Origin of the sequence: Streptomyces sp. NPDC060194, from assembly GCF_042728285.1 — a bacterium.
In the GTDB taxonomy this organism is placed as follows: domain Bacteria; phylum Actinomycetota; class Actinomycetes; order Streptomycetales; family Streptomycetaceae; genus Streptomyces.
This window is the reverse complement of the sequence record NZ_JBHWZH010000030.1, coordinates 15,458-34,415: the sequence shown is the minus strand read 5'-3', so window position 1 is coordinate 34,415 and position 18,958 is coordinate 15,458. Positions and strand designations below refer to the sequence as shown.

General features: G+C 73.4%; 15 protein-coding genes. 2 read left to right on the top strand and 13 right to left on the bottom strand.

The genetic code is table 11. The features are described from left to right. Nucleotides 1–133 precede the first annotated feature (133 nt). Complete coding sequence (locus ACFWEG_RS09510) at nt 134–2,251, bottom strand: type IIA DNA topoisomerase subunit B (protein WP_387211266.1); 2,118 nt, start codon at nt 2,249–2,251, stop codon at nt 134–136. Between the two features lie 445 nt (nt 2,252–2,696). Between ACFWEG_RS09510 and ACFWEG_RS09505 the strand changes: the two genes are divergently transcribed. Continuing rightward, nucleotides 2,697–2,927, top strand: a complete 231-nt coding sequence (locus ACFWEG_RS09505; protein ID WP_387211263.1) for a hypothetical protein — start codon at nt 2,697–2,699, stop codon at nt 2,925–2,927. Between the two features lie 126 nt (nt 2,928–3,053). Here ACFWEG_RS09505 and ACFWEG_RS09500 read toward each other — a convergent pair whose 3' ends face one another. The 7 genes from ACFWEG_RS09500 to ACFWEG_RS09470 all read right to left on the bottom strand — a co-directional run bounded on the left by ACFWEG_RS09500 (nt 3,054) and on the right by ACFWEG_RS09470 (nt 13,881). Continuing rightward, on the bottom strand, nt 3,054–3,857 hold the full coding sequence (locus ACFWEG_RS09500) for a S1 family peptidase (RefSeq protein ID WP_387211260.1): 804 nt from the start codon (nt 3,855–3,857) through the stop codon (nt 3,054–3,056). A 223-nt stretch (nt 3,858–4,080) separates the two neighbouring features. Beyond that, nucleotides 4,081–5,652 carry an RNA polymerase sigma factor gene (locus ACFWEG_RS09495; protein WP_387211257.1) on the bottom strand — a complete coding sequence of 524 codons (1,572 nt, stop codon included), beginning with the start codon at nt 5,650–5,652 and terminating at the stop codon, nt 4,081–4,083. A gap of 319 nt (nt 5,653–5,971) precedes the next feature. Then, nucleotides 5,972–6,841, bottom strand: coding sequence for a FadR/GntR family transcriptional regulator (locus tag ACFWEG_RS09490; RefSeq protein ID WP_387211301.1), 870 nt, complete (start codon nt 6,839–6,841; stop codon nt 5,972–5,974). Between the two features lie 259 nt (nt 6,842–7,100). Continuing rightward, complete coding sequence (locus tag ACFWEG_RS09485) at nt 7,101–7,871, bottom strand: NUDIX domain-containing protein (RefSeq protein WP_387211254.1); 771 nt, start codon at nt 7,869–7,871, stop codon at nt 7,101–7,103. A gap of 51 nt (nt 7,872–7,922) precedes the next feature. Further along, on the bottom strand, nt 7,923–9,848 hold the full coding sequence (locus tag ACFWEG_RS09480) for a glycogen debranching N-terminal domain-containing protein (protein ID WP_387211251.1): 1,926 nt from the start codon (nt 9,846–9,848) through the stop codon (nt 7,923–7,925). Nucleotides 9,849–10,243: 395 nt separating this feature from the next. Next, nucleotides 10,244–11,635, bottom strand: a complete 1,392-nt coding sequence (locus tag ACFWEG_RS09475) for a DUF4192 domain-containing protein (protein ID WP_387211248.1) — start codon at nt 11,633–11,635, stop codon at nt 10,244–10,246. Nucleotides 11,636–11,730: 95 nt separating this feature from the next. Further along, nucleotides 11,731–13,881, bottom strand: coding sequence for a RecQ family ATP-dependent DNA helicase (locus ACFWEG_RS09470; RefSeq protein ID WP_387211245.1), 2,151 nt, complete (start codon nt 13,879–13,881; stop codon nt 11,731–11,733). Between the two features lie 356 nt (nt 13,882–14,237). On the opposite strand from ACFWEG_RS09470, the gene ACFWEG_RS09465 reads away from it, so the two are divergent. Then, nucleotides 14,238–14,855 (top strand): hypothetical protein, encoded by a 618-nt coding sequence (locus ACFWEG_RS09465; RefSeq protein ID WP_387211242.1) that lies wholly within the window; start codon nt 14,238–14,240, stop codon nt 14,853–14,855. A gap of 114 nt (nt 14,856–14,969) precedes the next feature. Here ACFWEG_RS09465 and ACFWEG_RS09460 read toward each other — a convergent pair whose 3' ends face one another. From ACFWEG_RS09460 to ACFWEG_RS09440, 5 genes are all read right to left on the bottom strand, one after another. Next, entirely contained in the window at nt 14,970–15,602 is a 633-nt protein-coding gene (locus tag ACFWEG_RS09460; protein ID WP_387211239.1) for a hypothetical protein, read from the bottom strand. A gap of 67 nt (nt 15,603–15,669) precedes the next feature. Next, nucleotides 15,670–16,371 (bottom strand): ribonuclease HII, encoded by a 702-nt coding sequence (locus ACFWEG_RS09455; RefSeq protein ID WP_387211236.1) that lies wholly within the window; start codon nt 16,369–16,371, stop codon nt 15,670–15,672. Nucleotides 16,372–16,509: 138 nt separating this feature from the next. After that, nucleotides 16,510–17,448, bottom strand: a complete 939-nt coding sequence (locus ACFWEG_RS09450) for an ADP-ribosylglycohydrolase family protein (RefSeq protein WP_387211233.1) — start codon at nt 17,446–17,448, stop codon at nt 16,510–16,512. Between the two features lie 4 nt (nt 17,449–17,452). Next, nucleotides 17,453–18,121: a histidine phosphatase family protein gene (locus ACFWEG_RS09445; RefSeq protein WP_387211230.1), complete on the bottom strand. Its 669-nt coding sequence runs from the start codon at nt 18,119–18,121 to the stop codon at nt 17,453–17,455. 120 nt (nt 18,122–18,241) lie between these two features. Beyond that, entirely contained in the window at nt 18,242–18,847 is a 606-nt protein-coding gene (locus ACFWEG_RS09440; protein WP_387211227.1) for a YdbC family protein, read from the bottom strand. Nucleotides 18,848–18,958: the final 111 nt, after the last annotated feature.

Below are 18,958 nucleotides of genomic sequence, written 5' to 3'. Positions count from 1 at the left end.
CGCACTCCTTGTCGGCGGCCTCCGATGGCCGCGTGCCCAAGGATGGGCGCGAGGGTGGGCGGCGGACCCCGCAATCCCGACTCTTCACCCCATCAGGTGACGGGAGACGGGGTCCGCGGTGCGGCGCGGACCGTCAGGCGTCGATGCGGGAGCGGTCCAGGGTGGCCGCGGAGCTGGTGATGAACTCCTTGCGCGGGGCGACCTCGTTGCCCATGAGGAGGTCGAAGATCTGCTCCGAGGACTCCAGGTCGCCGATGTTGATCCGGCGCAGCGTCCGGAACCGCGGGTCCATGGTGGTCTCCGCGAGCTGGTCGGCGTCCATCTCACCGAGGCCCTTGTAGCGCTGGATCGAGTCCTTGTAGCGGACGTTCTTCCGCTGGAACTCCAGGAGCGTCTGCCGCAGCTCGTTGTCGGAGTACGTGTACACGTACTTGTCCTGGCCCTTCTTGGGCTGGACCAGCTCGATCCGGTGCAGCGGCGGGACGGCGGCGAAGACGCGCCCGGCCTCGACCATCGGCCGCATGTAGCGCTGGAACAGCGTCAGCAGCAGGCAGCGGATGTGCGCGCCGTCGACGTCGGCGTCGACCAGGAGCACGATCTTGCCGTAGCGGGCGGCGTCGATGTCGAAGGTCCGGCCGGACCCCGCTCCTATGACCTGGATGATCGCGCCGCACTCGGCGTTCTTGAGCATGTCCGAGACGGACGACTTCTGGACGTTGAGGATCTTGCCGCGGATCGGGAGCAGCGCCTGGAACTCGCTGTTGCGGGCCAGCTTGGCGGTGCCGAGCGCGGAGTCCCCCTCGACGATGAACAGCTCGCTGCGGTTCACGTCGTCGCTGCGGCAGTCGGCGAGCTTGGCCGGCAGCGACGAGGTCTCCAGGGCGGTCTTGCGGCGCTGCGCGTCCTTGTGCTGGCGGGCCGCGATGCGGGTCCGCGCGGCCGCGACGGCCTTGTCCATGACGGCCCGGGCCTGGGCCTTCTCGTCCCGCTTGGAGGACGTCAGGAAGGCCTTCAGCTCCTTGGCGATCACGTTGGAGACGATCCGGTTCGCGGCGGAGGTGCCGAGGATCTCCTTGGTCTGGCCCTCGAACTGCGGCTCCGCGAGCCGCACGGTGACGACCGCGGTGAGGCCCTCCAGGGCGTCGTCCTTGACGATGTCGTCCTCGGCGACGCGCAGCAGCTTGGCGGAGCGGAGCACCTCGTTGACGGTGCGGGTCAGGGAGCGCTCGAAGCCGGAGACGTGGGTGCCGCCCTTGGGGGTGGCGATGATGTTGACGAACGAGCGGAGCGTCGTGTCGTACCCGGTGCCCCAGCGCAGCGCCACGTCGACGCCGAGTTCGCGGGTGACCTCGGTGGGGGTCATGTGGCCGCGGTCGTCGAGGACCGGGACGGTCTCCTTGAAGGTGCCCTGGCCGGTCAGGCGCAGCACGTCGCAGATCGCCTTGTCCGGCGCCAGGTACTCGCAGAACTCGCTGATGCCGCCGTCGAAGCGGAAGGTCTCCTCGCTCTTGCCCTGGCCGTCGATCTCGCGCTCGTCGCGGACCACGAGGGTGAGGCCGGGGACGAGGAAGGCGGTCTGACGGGCGCGCTGGTGGAGGTTGTCGAGGGAGAGCTTGGCGTCCTTGAGGAAGATCTGCCGGTCCGCCCAGTAGCGCACCCGGGTCCCGGTGCGGGTCTTGGGGACGCGCTTGGCCTTGCGCAGGCCGCTCGCCGGCTCGAAGGAGGCCTCGGCGCCCTGGCCGCCGAAGGCGCCGGGGACCCCGCGGCGGAAGCTGATCGCGTGGGTCGCGCCGCCCTTGTCCACCTCGACGTCGAGCCGCGCGGACAGGGCGTTCACCACGGACGCGCCGACGCCGTGCAGACCGCCGGAGGCGGCGTACGAGCCGCCGCCGAACTTGCCGCCGGCGTGCAGCTTGGTCATGACGACCTCGACGCCGCTCAGGCCGGTCTTGGGCTCGACGTCGACCGGGATGCCGCGGCCGTTGTCCCGGACCTCGACGGAGTTGTCGGCGTGGAGGACGACCTCGATGTGGTCGCAGTGGCCGCCCAGGGCCTCGTCGACCGAGTTGTCGATGATCTCCCAGAGGCAGTGCATCAGGCCGCGGCTGTCGGTGGACCCGATGTACATGCCGGGGCGCTTGCGGACCGCCTCCAGGCCCTCGAGCACGAGGAGGTGCCGCGCGGTGTAGTTGTCGCCGTCCCGGTCCCCGGTCAGCAACGCTGTGGACGGCACGGACGTATCGGCGGTCACGCGGGTTCGCTCCTCGCTGAATCTGTGATCTTGCGGCGGTGGGGCCCGGCGCTCCGGGGTCGCCGGTGAGAGGGTACCGATGCCTGATGGGACAGGTGCAACGCCACCCTCGCACAGCCTTCAGCCTAATCCAGGCTCGAAGATGTGTTCGATCGCTCGATGGGGTGATGCAAACATCACGTTCCCTTCCAGGCATGAACCATTTAGGCTCCGGGCACGTCCTCATTTACAACCGGCAAGCCAGCCGGGAGGCCGACCACCGACAAGCGACCACCCGAGCGACGCGAAACCGTAAAGCAACGCACTACGGCACATTCGCCGCCAACCCGGCAGCAAGCCAGCCTCCTCGAGAAACTTTCGAGGAAAAGCCACGAGCGGGAACGTTTTGGGGCTGGTTGGATGTTGACCCTGGTACGACAGCTCGTCGAGCTAGAGAAGAGGCGACGTGACTACTGTTCTGACACCCGCGAGCCCGCTGACGGCCGCTGACCGCTGCGACCGGTGCGGCGCCCAGGCCTACCTGCGCGTCGTTCTCGAAAGCGGCGGCGAACTGCTCTTCTGCGCTCACCACGGGCGCAAGTTCGAGCCGGAACTCAAGAAGATCGCCGCGGAGATACAGGACGAGACGGAGCGACTGACCGCCGTTCGTGCCGCCGCACCCGACGAGGATCGCTGACCCTCGCACCACGACGAGCAGCGCCGACCGAGGTCGGTCGTCCGGGCCGTCGCCCCTGTGACCCACAGGAGCGGCGGCCCGTCCTCGTGTCCGGCCCGCTCAGCCCCGCTGGGCCCCCCGGACGCGTCAGGCGCTCTCCAGGGCCCCCAGGACCGCCGAGACGCGGGTGTACACGCCGGGGCTCCCCGCCTCCCCGCAGCCGTTCCCCCAGGACACGAGGCCGATGAGCCGCCCCTCGGCCACGAGCGGTCCCCCGCTGTCCCCCTGACAGGCGTCGCGCCCGCCCTCGGTCTCGCCCGCGCACAGCATCGAGCGGCGCCGGTAGGTGCCGTTGCCGTCACCCGGATAGGCGCGCTCGCACGTGGTGTCGGGCAGGACGCCGACCGAGGCCGCGCGGAGCGAGGTCGCGTAGTCCCCCCGCCCGGTGGTGTCCCCCCAGCCGTACACGGTCGCCCGGGTGCCGGGCCGGTAGGCGGGGTCGCCCGCACGGGCGAGCGGGACGGCGTCCTCGGCGGGCAGCGCCTCGGCGAGCGTGAGGACCGCGAGGTCGCCGGCGTTGGAGGCGGGGTCATAGGCCGGGTTGATGCGGACGGAGCGCACGGTGATCTCGCGTCCGGCGTCCCCGCGCAGATCGGTGCGGCCGGCCAGCACGGTGAGGTCGGTCAGGCGGCGCAGCGGGACGCCGAGCACGTCCCGGCCCAGGCAGTGGGCGGCGGTGACCACGGTGGTGGGTCCCACGAGCGCGCCGCCGCAGAACTGCCCGGACCGTTCGTCGCCGAAGCGGTCCCGGCTGCTGAGGGCCACGGTCCACGGGCTCGCGGTGATCTGCGCCGGCTCGCCGCCGATCACCGCCCCGTCCGCGCTCGCGGGGGCGGGCAGGGTCAACGAGGCCGCGGCGGCCGCGGCCGCAAGGACGAGGGGACGGCGCATGCGTGCTCCTGTACTCGGAGTGATCGATGTCCCACTCAGCGTCGATCAGCCCGCGCCCGCCCGCACGCGCACTTCCGGCGGATCGCCCGGACGGCGTCCGGGAGCGCGGCCCGGTGTCACCCGCACGGGCCTCTGCGCCCGAGACCGTAGAAGAGAGGCTGTGCAAAGGGCCCGGCCCCCTCGGAGGGAGGGGGTCGGGCCCGGGTGGTGCGCTGCTCGCGACTCAGTCGAGGTAGTCGCGCAGGACCTGCGAGCGGGAGGGGTGGCGCAGCTTCGACATGGTCTTGGATTCGATCTGGCGGATGCGCTCGCGCGTCACGCCGTAGACCTTGCCGATCTCGTCGAGGGTCTTGGGCTGGCCGTCGGTGAGGCCGAAGCGCATGGAGACCACGCCCGCCTCGCGCTCGGACAGGGTGTCCAGGACCGAGTGCAGCTGCTCCTGGAGGAGGGTGAAGCTGACCGCGTCGGCCGGGACGACCGCCTCGGAGTCCTCGATGAGGTCACCGAACTCGCTGTCGCCGTCCTCGCCGAGCGGGGTGTGCAGCGAGATGGGCTCGCGGCCGTATTTCTGGACCTCGATGACCTTCTCGGGGGTCATGTCGAGTTCCTTGGCCAGCTCCTCCGGGGTGGGCTCGCGGCCCAGGTCCTGGAGCATCTGGCGCTGCACGCGCGCCAGCTTGTTGATGACCTCGACCATGTGCACCGGGATGCGGATGGTGCGGGCCTGGTCGGCCATGGCGCGGGTGATCGCCTGCCGGATCCACCAGGTGGCGTACGTGGAGAACTTGTAGCCCTTGGTGTAGTCGAACTTCTCGACCGCGCGGATCAGACCGAGGTTGCCCTCCTGGATGAGGTCCAGGAAGAGCATGCCGCGGCCGGTGTAGCGCTTGGCCAGGGAGACCACCAGGCGGAGGTTGGCCTCCAGGAGGTGGTTCTTGGCGCGGCGGCCGTCCTCGGCGATGATCTCCAGCTCGCGCTGGAGCTTCGGCGCGAGCTTGTCGCTGCCCGCGAGCTTGTCCTCGGCGAAGAGCCCGGCCTCGATGCGCTTGGCGAGCTCGACCTCCTGCTCGGCGTTGAGGAGCGGGACCTTGCCGATCTGCTTGAGGTAGTCCTTGACCGGGTCGGCCGTGGCGCCGGCGACGGCGACCTGCTGGGCCGGCGCGTCGTCCTCGTCGTCGTCGGAGAGGACGAAGCCCTTGGCCTCGGTGCCCTCTTCCTCCTCCTCGCCCTTGCCGGGCACGACGGGGGCCTCGTCGACGACCTCGTCCTCGCCGAGGTCGTCGTCCTTCTTGGCCCCGGCCTTCTTCGCGACGGTCTTCTTGGCCACCGTCTTCTTCGCGGTGGCCTTCTTGGCCACCGTCTTCTTGGCGGCGGCCTTCTTGGCGGGGGCCGCGGTCTCGTCGGCGGGGACCGGCTCGGCGGCCGGGGCCGAGAGCTCGGAGCCGTCGGTCGCGGGGGGCGCGACGGCCGTCGCGGTCCGCGCGGGGGCGGCCTTCGCGGCGACGGTCTTGGTGGCGGTGCGCTTGACCGGGCTCTTCGCCGCGACGCTCTTGCGGGCGCGCTTGGGCGACTCCGCGGCACTGACCATCAGCGTCACACCCTCTTCCTCGAGGATCTGATTGAGGCTGCGCAGAACGTTCTTCCACTGGGTTGGCGGAATCTGGTCAGCCTCGAAGGCCCGACGCACGTCATCGCCGGCGATCTGCCCATCAGCCTTTCCCCGCTCGATGAGCGCCATCACAGACTCTGACTCGGCGATCTCCGGCGGGAGCGTACGGGATGTGCTGGCCGACACGAACAACCTCTCGGAACGTTGGAAAACGGCTTCCGGTCCGATCCGCTGGGGACCGGGACCGACGACCGCCGGCTTGGGGATGGGCCGACGACGCGGGCGGAGCCGGGGAGTAGTACAGCGCCTGGAACGGCCGCCGCATTCCCTCCTCGACTGTCACCTCTTAGGTCATCGCGCTGATTCGCGGAGCGTTACGCCCAATCTTCGTGGCCCGAGTCACACCGCCGGGTATGCCGGGGCGCCCGCCCGGACGCCCGCACGTCGGGACCGGCTCTCCGGGCCTTGGGCGGTCGGGAGAGCCGGCGATGCGGCCGTCGCCGCCTCAGTGCTCGCGCGGGGCGGGGACGACCGGGGGCTCCACGTCCGCGTGGACGACGAAGAGCTGCCGCATGGCCGACTCGGCGCCCGTGGGGTCCCCCTCGGCCACCGCCGCCACGATCCGGGCGTGGTGCGCGAGGGAGGCCTCGCCGAAACGGTCGCAGCCCGCGACGGGGCCGCCGGAGACCTGGAGGGCGGCGGCGACGATGCCGGAGAGGTGCTCCAGCATCCGGTTGTCGGCGAGCTGGACGAGCAGCGCGTGGAACTCGGCGTCGGCCCGCGAGAAGGTGAGCGAGTCGCCCTGGCCGAGGGCGTGGCCCATGATCTCCACCATGTCGGCGAGCCGCTGCTGGATCTCGTCACGTCCGTGGCCGACGGCGAGCCGGGCGGCCAGGGGCTCGATGACGAGCCGGAGCTCGCCGAGCTCCCGGCGCTGGTCGTCCCGCTGGGGGCCGTAGGCGCGCCACTCGATGATGTCGGGGTCGAGCAGGTTCCAGTCGCTGACCGGACGGACCCGGGTGCCGACGTTGGGCCGGGCACTCACCAGGCCCTTGGCCTCCAGGACGCGCAGGGACTCGCGCACGACCGTGCGGGAGACCTCGAAGCGCTGACCGATCTCCTCGGGCACCAGGGGGCGCTCCGCGCTGAGGTCGCCGGCGACGATCATCTGTCCGAGCTGCTGGACGAGCTGGCCGTGCAGACCTCGGCCGCGGCTGCCCGCCGCGCGCCGCGCGCCGCGGCCGAGGTCGGCGTCACCGCCGTCCCAGGCGGCGTAGCCGGGCCGGTCGACACCGGGGGTCTCGGCGTAGGAGTAGCGGTCGGTTTCGCCCGGTCCGGCGAGGCCGGAGTCGGCGGAGCGGGCGGCGGTCATCAGGGTGTGCGCAAGGGTACTCACGGAACCTTTGTCGGCGCTGTTCCCTTGTGGCTTGAGGTCTTTGGTGAAAAGCACACGAAAGGGTGATCGCTTGTCCCGCCCCAATTGACGCTGCACAGCGGGGAGATGATCCCACCGAACCCGATGGCGAGCGGTTGGCGGGGCGGGCGATTTCGACGAATACCGTTCGACAACTACCGCTGTGAAAACCTGAGTTGCGCGCGACGGGGACATCCCGCGGAGCCGGGACGTCCTCTCGTCAGATCTCGGGCCGCAGCATCGGCGGGTTGAGCACGGTGGCTCCGCCCGCGCGGAAGAGCTGGGCGGGGCGACCGCCCTGGCGGGTCGTGGTCCCGCCCGTCGGCACGAGGAAGCCGGGCGTCCCGGTCACCTTGCGGTGGAAGTTGCGCGGATCGAGGACGACGCCCCAGACCGCCTCGTACACCCGGCGCAGCTCGCCGACGGTGAATTCCGCGGGGCAGAACGCGGTGGCCAGGGAGGAGTACTCGATCTTGGAGCGGGCCCGTTCCACCCCGTCCGCAAGGATCCTCGCGTGGTCGAAGGCGAGCGGGGCGTCGCCCTCGGCGTCCCCCGTCCCGCCGTCTTCCTCGCCGAGGAGCGAGGCGACCTGGGCCCAGCGGGCGCTGTTCGCGTCCCCGCCCGCGCGCGGGGCGGGGAGGTCGGGGGCCAGCACCAGGTGCGCGACGCTGACGACGCGCATCCTCGGGTCGCGGTCCGGATCGCCGTAGGTGGCGAGCTGTTCGAGGTGGGCGCCGTTGCCGGCCGCCTCCGCCGTGGCCTTCGGGTCGTGGACGCTCAGGCCGGTCTCCTCGACGAGCTCCCGCGCGGCCGCGCCGGCCAGGTCCTCGCCGATCCGCACGAAACCGCCGGGGAGCGCCCAGCGCCCCTGGAACGGGGCCTCGCCACGCCGGACGGCCAGTGCGCACAGGGCGTGGCGGCGCACGGTGAGAACGACCAGGTCGACGGTGACGGCGAAGGGCGGGAAGGCCGACGGGTCGTAGGGCGACATGCGGCGATCATAGTCGTCTTCCTGACGATAAGCACTCCCTTCCCGCACGTCTCATCGACTCAGTTGCAAGCCGTCGGCAGCCTCCTCGATCATGCCGAGGCCGAGTCTGCTGACGCGGACCGAGAGCGGGGCGCCGGCCGCGGTGAGTCCGGTGAGCTGGAGCGCGCCGAGCGGCGCGCCGGGCAGGGGATGCAGGGAGAGCGTCCGGGCGGGGGTGTCCGGGCGGATGCCGACGAGCGCAGTGAGCAGGTGGAGGCAGGCAGCCGTGGAGACGGCGGCGGGCCGACAGGCCGCCGGGTGCGGCGAGGGGATCCTGCCGCGGGAGCGCTGCTCCCCCGCGTACATCTCGGGCAGGCGCAGTCCGAAGCCCTCCGCCGCGTCGAGCGTCCCCCGCAGCAGGGCTGCCGCCTCCTTCTCGCAGCCGGCCGCGGCCAGCCCCGCCACGGCGACCGCGGTCTCCTGCACCCTGACCGCGCCGCCCCGGTGGCCGAACGGGTTGAACCCCGGCTCCTTGGCGCCGAGGCTGCGCAGGCCCCATCCGGAGTCGAGAGCGGGGGCGGCGAGGAGGCGGGCGAGCTGTTCGGTGCGCGTCCGGTCGAGGAGGCCTGGCGCGAGGACCCGGCCGCCGAGCAGCCCCGTGTCGAGGAGGTGCGCGGCCGCGGCGCCCAGGTGCGGCACCGGGCGGCCGTCCGGCGCGAGCGCTGCAGCCGGGCGGCCGCCGCCGTGGTCGTCGACCCAGAAGTCGCGGCGGAACGCGGTCCGGAGCGCCTCGGCGCGCTCGCGCAGGGCGTCGGCTCCGGGGCGGCCGCAGTCGTCGAGCAGGTCGGCGCCGAGGAGCGCGGCGCGGTGGGCGTGCGCCTGCACCTCGGCCCGGACGTGGCCGGCGGGCCCGGAGGTGCCGGGATCGCGGAGGTACGGCCCCTCGCCGAGGGCGGTCCGCAGCCAGTCGAGGCATTTCTCGGCGGACGGCAGGAGCTGTTCGGTGTCGGGCTCCGCCATGCCCCACCGGCGGGCCTCGGCGAGGAGGACGGGGAAGAGCAGGGTGGCTTCGGTGCCCGTGCAGCCCGGCGGCAGATGGGGCCCCGCGTCCCGGAACGGTCCCGGGACGTGTCCCGCTTCCGGGCCGGCGCCGGTGCGCTGGGTGCGGGCCACGGCACGCAGGGTGCCGACCGCGAGCGCGGTGCCGAGCGGCAGGGCCATGCGGGCCGCCGCGAGCGCTTCGCCCGGCGCCAGTCCGCAGCGCCAGGGCACTCCGGCGGCCGGGAACAGATCGCCGGGCCGGTCGGGCGAGCGGGTGAGCAGGGCGCGCAGATCGTCCAGTGCGGCGTCGAGGAGCGGGCCGACCCGGGGGTCGTCCCCTTCGGCCCGTGCCGGGGAGAGCAGCCGGGCCGCGGCGGCCGGCCGGCCGGCGACGGCGCTCCGCCCCTCGCGGCCCTCACCGGTGTCCCCCGCCCGCACCCGGAGCTCGATGCTCCGCACCGCGCCGGGGGCGAGGTCGAGGTCCCAGCGCAGGAGGCCGGTGGCGGCCAGCACGGTGTGCGGGGCGGGATCCGCGGTGACGGTGGAGTGCCGCGTGCCCGAGGTCCAGCGCAGTCCCGAGTCGTGGACCGACGCCGGGAGTTCGCGGCCCGGTGTCCCGGCCGCGACCGCGCCCAGCTCGGCGAGGTCGGCGCCGAGCACGATCTCCACCGGGAGCCGCATCGGCCGGCCGGCGGAGCTGCGCAGGACGATCCGTTCGACTCCCTCGGCATGGCGGGTGCGTTCGACCACGAGGTCGGGGTCGGGTCCGGCCTCCGCCCCGGTGCGGAGGGTGGCGACGAAGACGGCCTGGTCGGCGGCCGTGACGGCGGCCTGGACCGGTACGGGTTCCCGGCCGCCGATCAGCAGGCGGCAGCGGGAGAGAATCCGCCGGCCGGACCGGTAGCAGCCTTCCAGGCCCGCTCCCGTCAGCTGCCCGTGGCGCGCGGAGACAGACATGGCGGGCAGAGCCACGCAGATGAGCAGCTCGTGGGTGGGGGGCGGGGCGACTCCGGACCGGGTTCCGGGCCGGGCGGCGCGTCGGGGAGGGATCGGATGGGGGGCGAGCGACATCAGGGGCCTCTTCCGCGCTCCGGGCGTGGGGGGACGGTGCGGTTCGGACGCGGGGCGCGGGCCGGAGCCGCCGCCGACGGCGGGGCGTGGCTCGGGCTCCCCCGCACCGACTCCCCGGTGAACGGAGCGGCGGGTGGCAAGGTCACGCATCCCTCGCCCGTGCGTGCGCCGTGCGGCAGCGGTGGGCCCGGGCGGCCAGGCCTCGGCGGGGCCCGGGATCCGGTCGCCGCCGCCCGGTGGGAGCGGTCCGGCGCCCTCCGGGAGCCGACGGCGGGCGGGGATCACCGCGTGCTCCGCGTCGTGCGTCGCAGCTCGCGGTTCCTGGCGCCGGGGCCGGACGCCGGGCGCTGGAGCTTCAGCTCCCTGAGCTTCCTGATCCTTCTCAGCCGCCTGGGCGTCGTGCCCGCACCGGAGTACCGGGCGTCCGCGGCCGCCGCCGGGGCCCGGCACGGGGCAGCGCGGCTCGCGGTGGGATCGGGCTCTGGGCGGGGCGCGGGCGGGTCGTCCGATCCGGCGGGGTCCACGTCCTGGTCGTCCTGCTCCTGGCGCAGGCAACGCCGCAGCTCCTCCGGGTCGAACCCCTCGTTGCACGCGTGGTGGAGGAGCTGCGCGAACCGGTAGCCGGGGTCGGCCCTGAGCGCCATGGCGAGGGCCACCCTTGCCTCCGGTTCGTCCCCGGTCGACCACGCCACCCAGCCGGCCAGGGTCAGCGGCGCCGCCGCGTACTCGGCGTAGGAGCCCACGCAGCGGCGGGCGAGGGCGCGCCAGAGGCGCAGGGCGGGACCGGCGACCTCGTGCTCCATCCATGCGGCCACGTGGTCCCGGGTGGCGCGGTCCTGGAGTCCGAGGATCAGCCGGGCGGCCTCCTCGGTGGTGAGGCAGGAGTCGTCCTGGGCGTCGCTCGGGCGGGATCCGCCACGCCGGGGGGCGGGCAGGGCCGGCCGGCCGCGCAGCCGGTCCATGACGCGCCGGGCCAGTTCGAGGGTCTCGGCGGCGACCGCGGTGCGGTCCTCCGGACGCAGGACCCGCGGGACGATGTCTGTCGCGGCCCGGCCCAGCGCCGCCTCCTGCTCCCGTACGCGCTCCGTGCCGCCCGTCCAGGGGGCGAGCCCGGCCTCCATGTCCCGGAGGCTGCCGCGGACGCGGACTCCCGCGTAGGTGGCCGCGGCCGCCATCACCGAGGTGCCGGGCGGGGCGAGCGGCGATCCCTCGGGTGGGCAGCAGTGCGCGTCGGGGCAGCAGTACGACCAGTGCCTGCCGTCGGAGATGCACAGGGCCTCCAGGACCGGGACGTCCAGTGCGCCGCAGCCGGTGCGCACGAGCTGGGCCAGCGGGCGCAGCCGCCGCATGACGTGCGCGCCCGTCTCGTCAGGGCCGGGTTCCTGGCAGAGGAAGGCGACGATCCCGTCGGGCCGGCCCGTCCGTTTCTCGCTGCCGCTCACCAGGCTCGTGGTGATCTGGTCGACCAGGCCGGGCCAGTCGTCGGGGTCGGGGATGCCGATGCGCAGCCGTCCGCCGAAGCGGCTGCGGCCACCGTGTACCGCGACGAGGACGAGGCTGTCGTTCGGGGTGAAGCCGAGCAGGTACGGCAGGGCGTCGGCGAGCTCCGCGGGGGTCCGGAGGGTGACCTGCTGCTCGGTGACGGGCTGGTTGGATTCCTGATGGTTCGTCATGGCTCGACTGTGCCGTACTTCGCAACACTTTGTCGGAGCACCTGTGGATAACCGGTACTTCAGTACTACTTATCGAATTTTCTCGACGTGACCGGTCAGCCGGCTGCCGCCAGCACCAGGGGCAGGACCGCCCCGGCGCCGACCCGGCGCAGTCGTCGCGCCGCGACGGCCAGGGTCCAGCCGGAGTCCGTGAAGTCGTCGACCAGCAGCACCGGACCGGGCGAGCCGGCGAGCGCCTCCGCCAGATCGTCCGGCACGTCGAAGGCCTCGGAGAGGGCGCGCAGCCGCTGGGCGGAGTTGCTGCGCCGGGCCCGGTGGGCCCCGTCGGGGCCGGTGTACGCGAGGGTGCCGAGGAAGGGGAGGCGACCCACGGTCGCAATGCCCCGGGCCAGGGAGTCGACGAGCTCGGGCCGGGTCAGCGAGGGGACGGCGACGACGCCCACCGGCCGGCGCCCCGCGTCGGAGGCCCAACCGCCGGACGAGCGCGCCCAGTCCGCGAGGACGGTCACGGCGGCGTTCAGGACCTCCTCGGGGACCGGCCCGTCGGGCGCGTTCTCGGCGAGGAGCGGGCGCAGCCGGTTGCCCCAGCCGATGTCGGAGAGACGGCCGAGCGCGCGCCCCGAGGAGCACTGCTCTCCGGCCGGGATGCGGCCCTTGAGGTCGATCCCCAGGGCCGGCATCCCCGTCGGCCACATGCGGCGCGGCTCGACCTCCACGCCCGGCCGGTCGAGTTCCTTCGCCGCCCCGCTCAGCACCTCCTCCGAGACCGACGGATCGGCCCAGGAGCCGGCGCAGTTGTCGCACCGGCCGCACGGGGCCGCTCCCTCGTCGTCGAGCTGCCGCCGGAGGAACTCCATCCGGCAGCCGGACGTCGCCACGTAGTCGCGCATGGCCTGCTGCTCGGCGGCGCGCTGGCGGGCGACCCACGCGTAGCGCTCGGCGTCGTAGCTCCACGGACGGCCGGTGGCGCTCCAGCCGCCCTTCACCCGGGTGACGGCGCCGTCCACGTCGAGCACCTTGAGCATGGTCTCGAGCCGGTTCCGGCGCAGTTCGACGGCGGCCTCCAACGCCGGGACGGACAGCGGGCGTCCGGCGTCGGCGAGGGCGGAGAGGGTCTGGCGCACCTGGGTCTCGGGCGGGAACGCGGTGTCGGCGAAGTAGCGCCAGATCGCCTCGTCCTCCTTGCCCGGCAGCAGCAGGACGTCGGCGTGCTCGACCCCGCGGCCGGCCCGTCCGACCTGCTGGTAGTAGGCGATCGGCGAGGAGGGGGAGCCGAGGTGGATGACGAACCCGAGGTCCGGCTTGTCGAAGCCCATGCCCAGCGCCGAGGTCGCGACGAGGGCCTTGACGCGGTTCTCCTGGAGGTCGGTCTCGGCCTGGAGCCGGTCGGCGTTCTCCGTGCGCCCGGTGTAGGAGGCCACCTCGTAGCCGCGCTGCCGGAGGAAGGCGGTGGCCTCCTCGGCGGCGGCCACGGTGAGGGTGTAGACGATCCCGGACCCCTGGAGCTCGCCGAGGTGGTCGGCGAGCCAGCCGAGGCGGTGGGCGGCGTCCGGCAGCGTCACCACGCCGAGGCGCAGGCTCTCCCGCTCCAACGGGCCGCGCAGCACCAGCGCCTCACCGGCCCCGGTGCCCAATTGCTCGGCGACGTCGGCGGTGACGCGGGCGTTGGCCGTGGCCGTGGTGGCGAGCACGGGCACACCGGGCGTCAGCTCGGCCAGCATCGCGCGCAGCCGCCGGTAGTCGGGCCGGAAGTCGTGGCCCCAGTCGGAGATGCAATGCGCCTCGTCGACCACCAGGAGGCCGGTGGTGGCGGCGAGCTTCGGAAGGACCTGGTCGCGGAAGTCCACCGAGTTCAGCCGTTCGGGACTGACGAGGAGGACGTCCGTCTCGCCGCGTTCGACCTCGCCGTAGATCGTCTCCCAGTCCTCCGGGTTGGCCGAGTTGATCGTGCGCGCCCGGATGCCGGCCCGGGCCGCCGACTCGACCTGGTTGCGCATCAGGGCGAGCAGCGGCGAGATGATCACCGTCGGGCCCGAGCCGCGCCGGCGCAGCAGGGCGGTGGCGACGAAGTAGACGGCCGACTTGCCCCAGCCGGTGCGCTGCACCACGAGGGCGCGCCTGCGTTCCTCCACGAGGGCGTGCACCGCCTGCCACTGGTCCTCGCGCAGCCGCGCCGTACCGCCGGGGTCTCCGATCAGCTCGGCGAGGACGGCGTCGGCTTCGGCACGCAGCTCGTGGTTGCTCATGCCTCCATGCAACCCCACCGCACTGACAACGGCCCAATCGCCGGCCCCGCCGCCGGGCGAATCGGAGGACGGTCCACCGGTTGTGCGCAGGGTGAGCACGCGGGCGACGGAGCGTCCGGGGCGGTCGCGGCGGCGGCCGGCGCCCGGAGTGGACATCGGCGGGGATATAGACGGCACTCCGGAAGATTCCGGTCGCTCCCGTCAATTGCTCGTTGCCGCATACGGATACGGCGGCGAGAATTGAGGTGCTCCCGCATCGCCTTCCGCCGTCCGGTAGGGGTGGATCGGTCATGCCGTGGCGCACTCCCTCCATCCGACCCTGCCCCCAGCGTGGGCGTGTAGCCGAAGGGAGGACCGTGAGCTTCGGATTCGCTCCGTCCGCAGCCGCCCCGATCCCGTCGTCAGCCGACTCCGCCAGCCGTCTCTCCCGTCAGCTCGAACCCGCCGAATGGACCGCCGCGGGCATCCCGCTGTTGCGCGATCCTCGCGAGGTCGTCAGCGGGCTGCACGCGCGGCACGAGCCCGGTCCCTCGACCGCGGTCGTCGCCGTCCTCGGTCCGGAGGAACGGCTGCTGGCGAGCGCCTCGTTCACGCCCCGGGCGGGCGCCCCGGACGGCTGGCTGTTCCGCAACGCGCTCCTCACCCAGCTCCGCAGGGTGATCCCGCACGACCTGCGCCGGCGCACGCCCGTCCACACCGCCGTGCTGATCTACTGCCGCGACGGGGACGCCCGGTGGACGGAGGAGGACGGGGCGTGGATGTGGGGGCTGCGGGACGCGTGCACGCTGCACGGACTGCGGTGCGGGGCGTACATCACGCTCACGGAGCACGGCTGGCAGGTCCTCGGCGAGGGCCGGGGCGGCCGCCGTCCCTCGACCGGGTCCCCGCCGCTGCTGATCGGTGAGGCGCCCGCTCCGCTGCCTCGTACGGGCAGCGGAGCGGTGGACGCGCTGCGGCACGCGGCGGCGCGCTGACCGCCGCACCGTGAGGGCGCACGAGGCCCTCGGCCGGGTCGCTCCCCTTGGGGGCGGCCTGGCCGGGGGCCTCGTGCGATCGGCGGGGACGCGGGCCGGACGGACCGGGCCGCGTCAGCCCTTCGTGCCGAGTACGCCGTCCACGCGCTGCGGGTCCCCGCAGACGATCAGCAGAACGCCCGCCTTGGCCAGCGCCCGCGGCAGGAAGCCGGTGAGCGCCGCATCGGGTCCGCCGTTGACCGCGACGACCACGACGGGACGCCCAGAGGCGCGCTCCAGAGAGTCGGCCGTCGCGTAGAAGACGTCGTCCTTGGCGTCGTGCTGCGCCCAGTAGGAGGCGGCTCCGAAGGACAGCTCGTGGGCCGCCCAGGGGTGCGGGTCGCCGGTGGTCAGCAGCAGGACCTCGCCGGGCGCGCGGCCCGTGTCGAGCAGCAGGTCCACCGCCTCCTCGGCGGCGTCCAGCGCACCCTCGGCCGAGGCCGGGATGAGCTGGACCTGCGGGCGCGCGACCGCCGGGGCGGGCGGGCCGGGACGGGCCGGCGCGGCGGGGCGGGCGGCCTGCGGGGGCACGCGCTGCACGGGCGGCGCGGGCCGGACACCGGGTCCGGGACGACCGGGTCGCGGCGGCGCCGCGGGGCGTGGACCGGGTACGGGACGGGGGGTCGGCGTGACGCGTCCGGCGGCCGGCGCGACGCTGGGACCCTGGGCACTCTCGTGAATCTGAGGCTCCTCGGGAGGGAGAGGCATGATGTGGTTTCTATCAAGAACCGGTGCGAAACGCATCGGAGATCACATAACGATGTGGCAGGAAGTATCAGAAGTCGAAACCGAGTTGACCTTCCATGACCGGTGCATCGGCCACCGCGGGCGCGCGGACCTTCTTGAGGTGCTGCCATCGGGGCAACGCATCAAGATACGACCACGACATCCGGTGGTACGGAGTGGGGCCCCGTTCCGCCAGCGCCGCCCGGTGGACCGGCGAGGGGTAGCCGGCGTTGGCCGCGAAGGCGAAGTCTGCATGCTCGGCGCCCAGTTCTGCCATCCGTTTGTCACGGTGGACCTTGGCGATCACCGACGCCGCGGCGACGGCCACGCAGGACTGGTCCCCCTTGATGACGGTCCGGACCTTCCAGGGCGCGCCGAGGTAGTCGTGCTTGCCGTCCAGGATGACCGCTTCGGGCCGCACAGGCAGGCCCTCCAGGGCGCGGACCGCGGCGAGGCGCAGGGCGGCCGTCATCCCCAGCTCGTCGATCTCCTCGGGTGAGGAGTTCCCGAGCGCGTAGGCGGTCACCCAGCTGCGCAGCTTCACGTCGAGTTCGTCGCGGCGCCGGGGGCTGATCAGCTTGGAGTCCGTGAGGCCCTCGGGGGGCCGGCGCAGGCCGGTGACGGCGGCGCACACGGTGACGGGCCCGGCCCAGGCGCCGCGGCCCACCTCGTCGACGCCTGCGACGATCCTCGCTCCGGTGGTGGCGCGGAGGGAGCGCTCGACGGTGTGGGTGGGTGCTTCGTACGGCATGGCGCCCATCAGGCTACGCCCCTCGGCCCCCGCACCGACACCCGGGCCGGTGAAATGCGGTGGTCGGGCGGATGACGGTTGCGCGTGGGGCGGAGCAGGCGGGCCGGCACCGCCCCACGGCTACGGCGGAACGCCAGGTCAGACCGGCTCGGTGGGCACCCAGGCGGGGACCGGCTCGGTGCGCCCGACCCAAGCGGCGGGCGGCGCCCCCAGGGGGCTCGCCGCCACGATCCCGCCGACGATGGCGCAGGTGGTGTCGACGTCGCCGCCCACCTGGGCGGTGGTCCAGAAGGCCGACGTGAAGTCGCCCAGACCGCGGGCGGCGGACCACAGGGCGAACGGCACCGTGTCGTGCGCGGTCGTACGGCGTCCGCAGCCCAGGACCGCGGCGACGGTCTGCGCGTCGTCGTAGTCGAGCATGCCGCGGGCCCTGCGCAGTCCCGCGGTCACGGCGCTGCGCGGCAGAAGCGCGATCACCGAGTCGAGCAGCTCGCCGGGTCGCGGCGGCGTCGGTGCACCGGCGACCACGGCGGCCGCGGCGGCGACCGCCATCGCCCCGACCACGGCCTCGCGGTGCTGGTGGGTGGGGTAGGCGGAGATCTCCGCCTGGTGGGTGGCCTGCTCGGGGTCGTCGGCGTACCAGGCGCCCAGGGGCGCGATCCGCATCGCGGCCCCGTTCCCCCAGGATCCCTGGCCGTTGAAGAGCGCGGCCGACAGCTCACGCCAGTCGCCGCCCTCGCGCACGAGGCGGAGCATGCGGTTGACCGCGGGTCCGTAACCGCGGTCGAAGTCGTGGTGCTCGGCGAAGGACCGCGCGAGCGCGTCCTGGTCGAGGCGGCCGTGGACGGCGAGCACGGCCGCGACCGAGGCGGCCATCTCGGTGTCGTCCGTCCACTGCCAGTCGCCCGGCGGCAGCTCGCGACGGCCCAGAAGGGGGTAGTTCGCGGGGACGAAGAACTGCGAGCCGAGGGCGTCGCCCACCGACAGGCCGCGGAGGCTCGCCAGGGCGCGCAAGTAGCGTTCGGTGGGCGTGGTGGCCGGGGTCCGGCCGGCGGAGGGGCTCAGGTCAGCGGTCATCGCTTCACGACTCTATCCGGTGGCGCCAGTGCGTCTCGGGATCGCACCACTGCTCGAACGGGCGGTCCAGGGTGTACCTGCCGTCCTCGCCGAGGATCAGCGCGCGGGTCTCCGCGTTGCCGGGGTTGACCAGCGACTCGAACTCGGCGACCGACCAGTGGAACCAGCGCATGCAGAACAGCCGCATCGTCAGTCCGTGCGTCACCAGGAGCACGTTCGGCGGATGGTCGGGGTCCTCGAAGCTGCGGAACAGGCTCTCCAGGAAGGCGCCCACCCGGTCGTAGACGTCGGCACCGGACTCGCCCTGGGCGAAGCGGTAGAAGAAGTGACCGTAGGCGTCCCGGTAGGCCTTCTGGAGCCGCACGTCCTCCCGGTCCTGCCAGTTCCCCCAGTCCTGCTCGCGCAGCCGTGGTTCCTCGCGGACCCGGACGAGGTCCGGATCGAGGTCGAGCGCGCGGAACGTCTCGTGGGTGCGGCGGTACGGCGAGACGTAGACGCTGACCTGCTCTCGGCCGAACAGCTCGCGCAGCGGTCCGCCGGCCGCCCGCGCCTGGCGGAGGCCGTTCTCGGTCAGCCGCAGGGCGTGGTCGGGCTCGCGCTCGTACACCGAGTCGTCCGCGTTGCCCTCCGATTCGCCGTGCCGTACCAATACGATGCGCCGCGGTCGTGCCATGTCGAAACCCTAGATCGTTTTCCGCCCGGGTGAGCGGTCGAGTCTGCTGCCGGGCGGGTGCCGATCGACGACCTCGGGGCGCGCTCGGGCTGTCGCGCGCCATAAGCGCACGTCGCGGTTTCAAACACTCCAGGCCGGATCGAGTTGGACCACGTCTCCGGTCAGCCTCACGACGTCCGTCTCGGTCTCGGCCCGCCGCAGGAGACGCCGGACGCCGTCGGCGCGGTACTTGCCGCGTTCGGCGGCCGACTGCCACAGCGAGAGGGTCACGAACTCGCTGCCCGGCGACTCCCCGAACAGCCCGCGCAGCATGCCCGGGGACCCGGCCATCGCCGGGTTCCACACCTTGCGCTGCATCAGGGCGAAGTGCTCGGCGCGCTCCTCGCGGACGACGCAGTGGGCGATCCGTGCGACGTCGGCGTCGGTGAAGCGGGGCTCGAAGCCCGACTTGACGTCGAAGCGGTGGTCGAAGAGCCTGACCTCGGCGTCCTTGAAGGTGCCCACCTGCGCCGCGGCCAGCCGGTCGTGCGAGCGGGCCATGAACGAGTCGTAGAAGGCCCGGCTCTCCCAGAAGGCGAAGACGTGCGCCACCTCGGGGCGTGCCCGGCTCCAGCCGCCGCCCTGCCCCCTGAACCCCGGTTCGCCGGGCAACCCCGCCCACTTCCGCTGCCCCCGTTCGAAAGCGGGGCGGTCCACCACCGTGCAGCGAATCCACTTGACCAGCACCGCGCCATCGTACGGTGCGCCGCGTGGGCCGGGTCACACTCCGCCGATCCCCGGCCGGCGGTCGCCGCGGTCATTTCCGACCCGGCGGGGTAGCCGGGCCCGGGAGCCGAG

Bases quoted from the DNA above. Each gene is read 5' to 3' on its own strand.
- ACFWEG_RS09460 (WP_387211239.1), bottom strand. From the start codon at position 15,602: ATGCCTCTCCCTCCCGAGGAGCCTCAGATTCACGAGAGTGCCCAGGGT.
- ACFWEG_RS09450 (WP_387211233.1), bottom strand. From the start codon at position 17,448: ATGACCGCTGACCTGAGCCCCTCCGCCGGCCGGACCCCGGCCACCACG.
- ACFWEG_RS09445 (WP_387211230.1), bottom strand. From the start codon at position 18,121: ATGGCACGACCGCGGCGCATCGTATTGGTACGGCACGGCGAATCGGAG.
- ACFWEG_RS09470 (WP_387211245.1), bottom strand. From the start codon at position 13,881: ATGAGCAACCACGAGCTGCGTGCCGAAGCCGACGCCGTCCTCGCCGAG.
- ACFWEG_RS09500 (WP_387211260.1), bottom strand. From the start codon at position 3,857: ATGCGCCGTCCCCTCGTCCTTGCGGCCGCGGCCGCCGCGGCCTCGTTG.
- ACFWEG_RS09480 (WP_387211251.1), bottom strand. From the start codon at position 9,848: ATGTCTGTCTCCGCGCGCCACGGGCAGCTGACGGGAGCGGGCCTGGAA.
- ACFWEG_RS09475 (WP_387211248.1), bottom strand. From the start codon at position 11,635: ATGACGAACCATCAGGAATCCAACCAGCCCGTCACCGAGCAGCAGGTC.
- ACFWEG_RS09485 (WP_387211254.1), bottom strand. From the start codon at position 7,871: ATGTCGCCCTACGACCCGTCGGCCTTCCCGCCCTTCGCCGTCACCGTC.
- ACFWEG_RS09455 (WP_387211236.1), bottom strand. From the start codon at position 16,371: ATGCCGTACGAAGCACCCACCCACACCGTCGAGCGCTCCCTCCGCGCC.